The following is a 7,126-nucleotide window of genomic DNA, read 5'->3' as shown; positions in this document are numbered from 1 at the left end:
CCCCCCCGCGCCCGGCCGGCGGCTACTTCGTGTGGGTAGAGCTGCCCGAGCATATCGACACGCTGAAGGTGCATCGGGCGGCATTGGATCACGGCATCAGCATTGCACCAGGGCCGCTGTTTTCGTCATCGGGCGCGTTCGGAAATTTCATGCGTCTTAACCACGGCCACCCCTGGAGCGTCGACATGGAACAAGGCATGGTGACGCTGGGCAAGCTGATGGCTGGCGGGTAATGCGGCGTGCCGGTTGAGAACTACCGGCAGGCGCTCAGCGCCGCGTGTCGGCGCCCGCGCGCGCGGCTTCGACGTCCTGCATCAGGCTGGCTGCTTCGTGACGCAAAGGCATCACCACCCGGCCTTGGCGGTCGATAGCGCCCCATTGGCCGCCCGCCATGTAGTAGTGCTCGCCCCCGGCGGTAAGGACCTTGCGGCAGCCTTCGCATACCACGGCCAGCCCGCCGTCAAAGCGGTCGACCCAATCGTAAGGCGTCGTGATGACGCGATTGAGTTGGGCGTCGTAAAACGCCATGCCGCCCGACCACGGCCCGCGCGTCAGCCCGTCTTCAAAGTCGTCGGCGAAATTGTCGTACGTGACCACGGCCACGGACTTGCCGTCGGGCCGTACCCATCGCCATGACCCGTGCGTGTATGCCGGCGACAAGCCGTCCGCATTGAAATCCATGCGAGCCAGCGCCTGGGCAGCGAAGGACAGCGTGTCGCCGTCAACGCGCGCGCAATGGTCGTCGGATTCCAGCGTGCCGCCTTCCTGCTTGGCGGCGTACAGGCATTGCAAGGGATAGGACGAAGCCGGGTCGGCGGCAGGGGCGGCGGGCGCGGCAGCCAGCAGGGCAAGCAACAGGGTCGTCAACATGGCGGCGATCCTAGCATGCCGGCCGCAACCCGCAAGCCCCGGCGTGCGGCCCGCGCCGGGAAGGCCAGGCTGTGAATCGCGGGCGCTATCGGCGGCCCGACGGCCCGTATCCGCCCCGGTGCGTCAGTTCGCCGTCGCGCCTGAATCCTTCACCGCTTTTGCCCAGGCCGCGATCTCGCTCTGGATGAACGTGCCGAACGCGGCGGTGTTCAGGGTGGACGCGGCGGCGCCTTCTTCCATCAGGCGTTGCTTGACCGCCGGCGCGGCCAGCGCACCGCTTAACGCCGCGTTCAGCTTGTTGACCACGTCGGGCGGCGTGCCGGCCGGCGCAACCACGCCGTGCCACGACACCGCCTGGAAGCCGGGCAGGCCGGACTCAGCCATCGTCGGCACGTCCGGCATGGCCGGCGAACGCGCGGGAGAGGTCACCGCCAGCGCGCGCAGCGTGCCCGCTTTCACGTGCGGCAACACACCGGGAATGGTGGTGAACATGAAGTCGATCTGACCGCCAATCAAATCCGTGATGGCTGGGCTGCCGCCCTTGTACGGTACGTGCGTGAATTGCAGCTTGGCCGCGCTTTTGAACATCTCTCCGGCCAGATGGCCGGGCGTGCCGGCGCCCGCCGACCCCATGTTGGTCTTGTCGCCCTGCCCGCGTATGTACGTGATCAGTTCCCGCACGTTGGCGGCCTTGACGTTGGGGCCGATGACCAGCACGTTGGGCACCGTGGCCAACAGCGTGACGGGCGTGAAGTCCTTCACCGCGTCATACGAAATGCGCGAGTACAACGACGGGTTGATGCCATGCGTGCTGGCCGTGGCCAACAGCAGCGTGTAGCCATCCGGCGCGGACGAGGCCACCTGCTTGGCCGCGATGGTGCCGTTGGCGCCGCCCTTGTTGTCGATGACGATGGTCTGGCCCAGCGTCTTGGCCGCCTCCGCCGCGACCGTGCGCGCCAGGATGTCCGACGTGCCTCCGGCGGAATGCGGCACCACCAGCGTGATGGGCTTGGTCGGAAAGGATTGCGCGTGCGCCACCGGCAACGCCGGCAGCAAACAGGCGGCCAGCGAAACGCGCGCCAGCAGTCGGGGTTGGATCATTGAAGTCTCCTCGTTTGTAATCGAATGCGGCGCCCTCGCCGGGGCGCCGTCATGCCCGCGTGGCGCGGGTGGGGTCGGGTCAGATCAATCGGCACCCAGTTGCAGCTTGTTCGGCTGGCGCTTTTCGATAGACCATTTCAGCAGCGCGGCCGAGCGGTAGATACCGTGCGCGAACTTGCCGTAGGGCAGCGTCAGGAACAGCGCCATCACCACGCCCAGGTGTATGGCCAACAACAGCGCCATCGCTCCGCCATCGCGCCCGGCCAGCAAGGCCAGCCCCGTGGCGCTGGTCAGGAACAGCAGCACGATGAAGCCGCGATCCATCGGCTTTTGTGCCGCGTCGCCCTGTAGCGGATGGCGCTTGATGTTCAGCCACAGCAAACCCGCCGGCCCGATCAGCAAGCCGATGCCCCCGGCCGTGCCCAGCAACACCGGCGCGCTCAGCAACGGATACGGCGCCTGCTGGTTCAGCAGATAGTGGTACAGCGTGGCCACGCAGGTGGCCGCAAAGCACAGCATGAAGCCGTAGAAAGTGAAGTGATGAAAACGCCGCCGCCACAGCGTGAACGCATCGTCGGCGTTGTTGCAGCCCTTGCCGTGGCCGCCGTCCAGATAGCGCAGGCGCAGCGCATCGTGCGCAGCCTCGGCCACCGCCGCGCCGGATGCCGCCCCCGGGCTGACGTTGCGCCAGAAGCGCGTGACGCCCACGCCCAAGGCCAGCATCGAAAAACCGAACACCACGCCGAACATCAGCGCCAGCGTGTTGTGCGGGAACACGGCGTAGAAATTGCCGGCCATGGGTTCATGGAACAAGCCGCCCGCCATCAACACGGCCAGCACCAGGAACAGCGCCAAGCCGGCGGCAGTGGCCAGCGACAAGGCCAGGCCGTTGCGCTTGTATAGCGAGCCCAGCGCGGCCGGCCAGGCGTAGTCGGTGTAGGTCTGCACCCGCACCTTGGCCATCGCCTGCGGCACGTTCACCGCGAATTCATGCGGCGGCGCGTACTGGCACGCGTGCAGACAGGCGCCGCAGTTGTGGCACAGGTTGGCCAGGTAGTTCAGGTCGGCCTTGCCGAATTCCAGGCGGCGCGTCATGGCCGGGAACACTGCGCAAAAGCCTTCGCAATAGCGGCAGGCGTTGCAGATCTGCATGACGCGCGCCACTTCGGTTTCGTCTTCGGTCAACGCGTCCGCCTGCGGCTTGGCGTTCTTGCCGCGCCACTGGACGGGGTGTTCGACCATGGCAGCGGGCATCGCGGGTTGCTCGGCCACGGCGGGGCCGCCGGGCGTCGATGCATGCGGGGTGGAAAACGACTGGGCCTCGCGGGCCAGGGCTTCAAGCTGCTTCATGTCGTGCTCTTTGCAAGGGTCTGGGCGCGCGCGGAGGCGGCGGCCCGGGTGCCGGCAATGCGGCCAAACGCCGTGCCGATGGACATGCCCACGCCGGCCGTATAGCCCTTGCCCAGCACGTTGCCGGCCATCATTTCGCCGGCCACGAACAGGTTGTCGCTGGGCACGTCGTTAAAGCGCACGGCGGCGGTGTCGTCCACCTTCAAGCCCAGATAGGTAAAGGTGATGCCGGGGCGCAACGCGTAGCCGTAGAACGGCGCGGTGTCGATGGGACGCGCCCAATGCGTCTTGGCGGGTGCAATGCCTTCTGTGTGGCAGTCGTCCAGCGCGGTGTGGTCAAAGGTGCCGACGCGGCACGCGGCGTTGTAGTCGCGCAAGGTCTGTTCAAAGGTTGCGGGGTCCAGCCCCAGCTTCTCCGCCAGTTCGGGCAGCGTGTCCGCCTTCACGCCAGGAAACACGGGCGGCATGAAACGGCCGATGGCCTTGGCGTCGATGATGGAATAGGCGATCTGCCCGGGCTGCATGGCGGTCAGCCGGCCCCAGATGGCATAGCGCTTGGGCCAGAAGTCTTCGCCTTCGTCGTAGAAGCGCACGGCGTCGCGGTTGACCACCACGCCCAGCGACACGCAATCGATGCGCGTGCAGATGCCGCCGTCGTACAGCGGCGCGCGCGCGTCGATTGCCACGCAGTGCGATTGCGAGGGGTCGCCGATGCCGTCCGCACCGGCGTCCAGCATGAATTTCAGCAGCACGCCCATGTTGAAGCGCGTGCCACGGATCAGGAAATTGTCGGCCGGCCATTCGCCGCGTTCGTTCTGGCCCCAGGCCTCGCGCAGCCATTCGCGGTTGGACTCGAAGCCGCCCGCCGCCAGCACACAGGCGCGCGCCTCGATGCGTTCATCGCCGATGCGGGCGGCCTTGAAACGGCCGTCTTCCAACTCCAGCGCATCGACCGGCGCGTTGTAGCGGATCTGCACGCCCAGCGCTTCGGCGCTGCGGTAATACGCGTTCACCAGCGCTTTGCCGCCGCCCATGAAAAAGGCGTTGGTGCGCGCCACATGCAGCGCGCCCGACAGCGGCGGCTGAAAGTTCACGCCATGGCGGCGCATCCAGTCGCGGCACGTGGACGATTCGCGGATGACCAGGCGCGCCAGATGTTCGTTGGTCTGCCCGCCCGTGACTTTCAGCAGGTCTTGCCAGTATTCCTCTTCGGGATAGGCGTCGATCAACACGTCTTGCGGCGCATCGTGCATGCAGCGCAAATTCCGCGTGTGCTGCGAATTGCCGCCACGCCATTCGCGCGGCGCGGCTTCCAGCAGCAACACGCTGGCCCCGGCCTCGCGCGCCATCAGGGCCGCGCACAGCGCCGCATTGCCCCCTCCCACCACCAAGACGTCCACCATGCCATCGTCCCCAATTGAATGGGCTGACTGTACTGACGGCGTGGCGTCCGGGATATCAGGCGGGCGTCAACAGGTCTTCACGAATCGTGAAGAGCTACGACGGCCCATTTGCCCTGTTGCGCCAGCGTGCGCGAGACATCGGCCAGCACCAGCCGTGCGGCAAGCGCGGCGGGCGACAGTTCATCGTCGGACAGGCTCACCAGCAGATTGGGGCGGAACAAATGCGCGTCGTCGATGCGGGCCATGTGCAGTTGCCCGGGCGCAATGCGCGCCGTGGCGGAGCTGGGCTGGATGGTGGCGGCGCTGCCCAGCTGCACTACGTCCATCAACAGCGACAAGCCATCGACCTCGGCCACCACGCGCGGCGTCTGGCCCAGTTGCAGAAAGGCGTTGTTGACCAGCGCACGCAGCCCATGCCGCCCGCTGGGTAGCACCAAGGGCAGGTGCGAGATGTCGGCCAGCCGCGTCGTGTCGCCGCCCGGGACGCCGGGCATGTCACGGCGGGCGCACAGGAACAGCGGCTCGTCCAGCAGGGGCATGATGCTCCAACGGCGCGCGGATTCGGCCTGGAACACGATGGCCAGGTCCAGCAACCGGCCGTTAAGCATGTCGGCCAGATGGCCCGACAGCGCCTCGACCAGATGCAGCCGGATGTCGGGATAGCGCTCGTTCATGGCTTGCAGAAACGGCGCGCCCAGAATGGCGGCGGTGGTTGACGACAGGCCCACGCTGACGTGGCCGGCCAGCCGCGCCTGTTGCGCGGCCTGCACGGCGTCATCCGCGTGGCGCAAGGCCAGCTGGGCTTGCCGAAAAAACGCCAGCCCCGCGTCGGTTGGCACCACGCCGCTGGCGCTGCGCTGCAACAGCCGCGTCGACAGTTCGCCCTCTAACCGGCTGATCTGCTGGCTGAGAGCCGACGTGACCATGCCGATGGACATCGCCGCGCGGCCGATGCTGCCTGCCTCGACCACGCGCACGAAGTAACGCAGCTGGCGCAGTTCCATGCCTAGCTCGGAATGGTCAAGCCCCGCGCCACGGCCGGGCGCGCGACAAACGTTTCCAGCACGCGGGCCACGTTTGCAAACTGCGGGAAACCGACCAGCTCGCCCGCTTCGTAGAATCCGACCAAGTTGCGTACCCACGGAAAAATGGCGATGTCGGCAATGGTGTATTCGTCGCCCATGACCCAGTCGCGGCCTTCCAGGCGCTGGTCCAGCACGCCCAGAAGGCGCTTGGCCTCGGCCACGTAGCGGTCGCGCGGGCGCTTGTCTTCGTAGTCCTTGCCGGCGAATTTATGAAAGAAGCCCAGTTGGCCGAACATGGGGCCAATGCCGCCCATCTGGAACATCAGCCATTGCAGCGTCTCGTAGCGTTCGGCCGTGTCCGTCGGGATGAACTGGCCGGTCTTGCTGGCCAGGTAGATCAGGATGGCGCCCGACTCGAACAGCGCCAGCGGCTTGCCGCCCGGGCCGTTGGGGTCAAGGATGGCCGGGATCTTGTTGTTGGGGCTGAGGGACAGGAATTCCGGAGAAAACTGGTCTTGCTTGTCGAAGGCGACCCGATGGGGCTCGTAGGGCAGGCCGATCTCTTCCAGCAGGATCGACACCTTCACGCCGTTGGGCGTGGGCAGCGAATACAGCTGGATGCGGTCGGGATGCTGGGCGGGCCACTTCTTGGTGATGGCGAACGAGTCTAGGGAGGTCATGCGGGGTTTCTCCAGAGGAGGCGGAAGTCGTGACGGGGAATTGCGCCGACAATCCTAGCGCATACGAGCAGAAATCCGGCTGAAAGTTACCGGCGGGCGGGCGCCGCGTGTGCCGCCCGGCTTGGCTGCCGGCTAGCGCGCCCGGTGGTTCGACAAGCGCCGCAGCGCCCAACGCGCCGCCGTCGTCACCAGGGCAATGGGCAGCACCAGGGGCCATTGCGCCAGGAACAGTTCTCGCGTGGCCTCGCCCGGCGCCCAGGTGTTGCCGAACACGATCGGCGCGGGCGGCGCCAGGTAAAGCGCCACCAGCGCCGCCGCAAAGGTCGCCGCAAGCGTCGCCACCGCGCGGCCGGCCCCGGTCATGCGGGCGCCGGCCAGGCGCTCGGCAAGCGTCAACAGCAGCAGCCCGGCCAGACCCGCCAGCACGGCGTCGGCGTAGAAATCGCGAGGTCCGTAGAGGTAAGGCGCGTCGGGCACCGCCCAGCCGTAGGCGCCCGTGGTCAACAGCGACGTCAGGCAAGCGCCAAAGAGCGCGGCGGCGCCTGCCAACAGCAGGAAATCGCAGAGTCGGGGTAGAAATTTGAGCATGAAGGCTGGGGTCGGATTGGTGGGAAAACGGCGAACGGGCGCAGCATGCCACAGGTGGTGGCGGGTCGGCCGGGTCGGATCGGTCGGATCGGATCGGGCCGGTCGGGGC

At 67.1% G+C, this 7,126-nt stretch carries 7 protein-coding genes and 1 pseudogene; 1 reads left to right on the top strand and 7 read right to left on the bottom strand.

Annotated features, from left to right (window positions below; translation table 11 throughout):
* Positions 1-233: pseudogene (locus ACNPP0_RS19945) on the top strand (PLP-dependent aminotransferase family protein); the annotation flags it as partial.
* A 34-nt stretch (positions 234-267) separates the two neighbouring features.
* On the opposite strand, the gene ACNPP0_RS19940 reads toward ACNPP0_RS19945, so the two are convergent.
* The 7 genes from ACNPP0_RS19940 to ACNPP0_RS19910 form a co-directional block, all read right to left on the bottom strand.
* Positions 268-870, bottom strand: a complete 603-nt coding sequence (locus tag ACNPP0_RS19940; RefSeq protein ID WP_332610166.1) for a WG repeat-containing protein — start codon at positions 868-870, stop codon at positions 268-270.
* Positions 871-993: 123 nt separating this feature from the next.
* On the bottom strand, positions 994-1,971 hold the full coding sequence (locus ACNPP0_RS19935; RefSeq protein WP_448706809.1) for a Bug family tripartite tricarboxylate transporter substrate binding protein: 978 nt from the start codon (positions 1,969-1,971) through the stop codon (positions 994-996).
* Between the two features lie 84 nt (positions 1,972-2,055).
* A complete protein-coding gene (tcuB, locus tag ACNPP0_RS19930; RefSeq protein WP_332610163.1) occupies positions 2,056-3,321 on the bottom strand; it encodes a tricarballylate utilization 4Fe-4S protein TcuB in 1,266 nt (421 codons plus the stop codon).
* A complete protein-coding gene (gene tcuA / locus ACNPP0_RS19925; protein WP_448706808.1) occupies positions 3,318-4,724 on the bottom strand; it encodes an FAD-dependent tricarballylate dehydrogenase TcuA in 1,407 nt (468 codons plus the stop codon). The genes tcuB and tcuA overlap by 4 nt, the downstream gene beginning before the upstream one ends.
* A 77-nt stretch (positions 4,725-4,801) precedes the next feature.
* A complete protein-coding gene (locus ACNPP0_RS19920; RefSeq protein WP_332610161.1) occupies positions 4,802-5,728 on the bottom strand; it encodes a LysR family transcriptional regulator in 927 nt (308 codons plus the stop codon).
* A 2-nt stretch (positions 5,729-5,730) separates the two neighbouring features.
* Positions 5,731-6,429, bottom strand: coding sequence for a glutathione binding-like protein (locus ACNPP0_RS19915; protein WP_448706807.1), 699 nt, complete (start codon positions 6,427-6,429; stop codon positions 5,731-5,733).
* A gap of 132 nt (positions 6,430-6,561) precedes the next feature.
* Positions 6,562-7,017 (bottom strand): hypothetical protein, encoded by a 456-nt coding sequence (locus tag ACNPP0_RS19910; RefSeq protein WP_448706806.1) that lies wholly within the window; start codon positions 7,015-7,017, stop codon positions 6,562-6,564.
* Positions 7,018-7,126 lie beyond the last annotated feature (109 nt).

The organism is Achromobacter semiaridum, assembly GCF_053543755.1.
The sequence above is the reverse complement of the archived record's forward strand: the minus strand, read 5'-3'. Positions and strand labels throughout refer to the sequence as shown.

What these genes read in the sequence shown, in the direction of transcription:
- tcuB (WP_332610163.1), bottom strand. Translation starts at nt 3,321, where the DNA reads ATGAAGCAGCTTGAAGCCCTGGCCCGCGAGGCCCAGTCGTTTTCCACC.
- ACNPP0_RS19920 (WP_332610161.1), bottom strand. Translation starts at nt 5,728, where the DNA reads ATGGAACTGCGCCAGCTGCGTTACTTCGTGCGCGTGGTCGAGGCAGGC.
- ACNPP0_RS19940 (WP_332610166.1), bottom strand. Translation starts at nt 870, where the DNA reads ATGTTGACGACCCTGTTGCTTGCCCTGCTGGCTGCCGCGCCCGCCGCC.
- ACNPP0_RS19915 (WP_448706807.1), bottom strand. Translation starts at nt 6,429, where the DNA reads ATGACCTCCCTAGACTCGTTCGCCATCACCAAGAAGTGGCCCGCCCAG.
- tcuA (WP_448706808.1), bottom strand. Translation starts at nt 4,724, where the DNA reads ATGGTGGACGTCTTGGTGGTGGGAGGGGGCAATGCGGCGCTGTGCGCG.
- ACNPP0_RS19935 (WP_448706809.1), bottom strand. Translation starts at nt 1,971, where the DNA reads ATGATCCAACCCCGACTGCTGGCGCGCGTTTCGCTGGCCGCCTGTTTG.
- ACNPP0_RS19910 (WP_448706806.1), bottom strand. Translation starts at nt 7,017, where the DNA reads ATGCTCAAATTTCTACCCCGACTCTGCGATTTCCTGCTGTTGGCAGGC.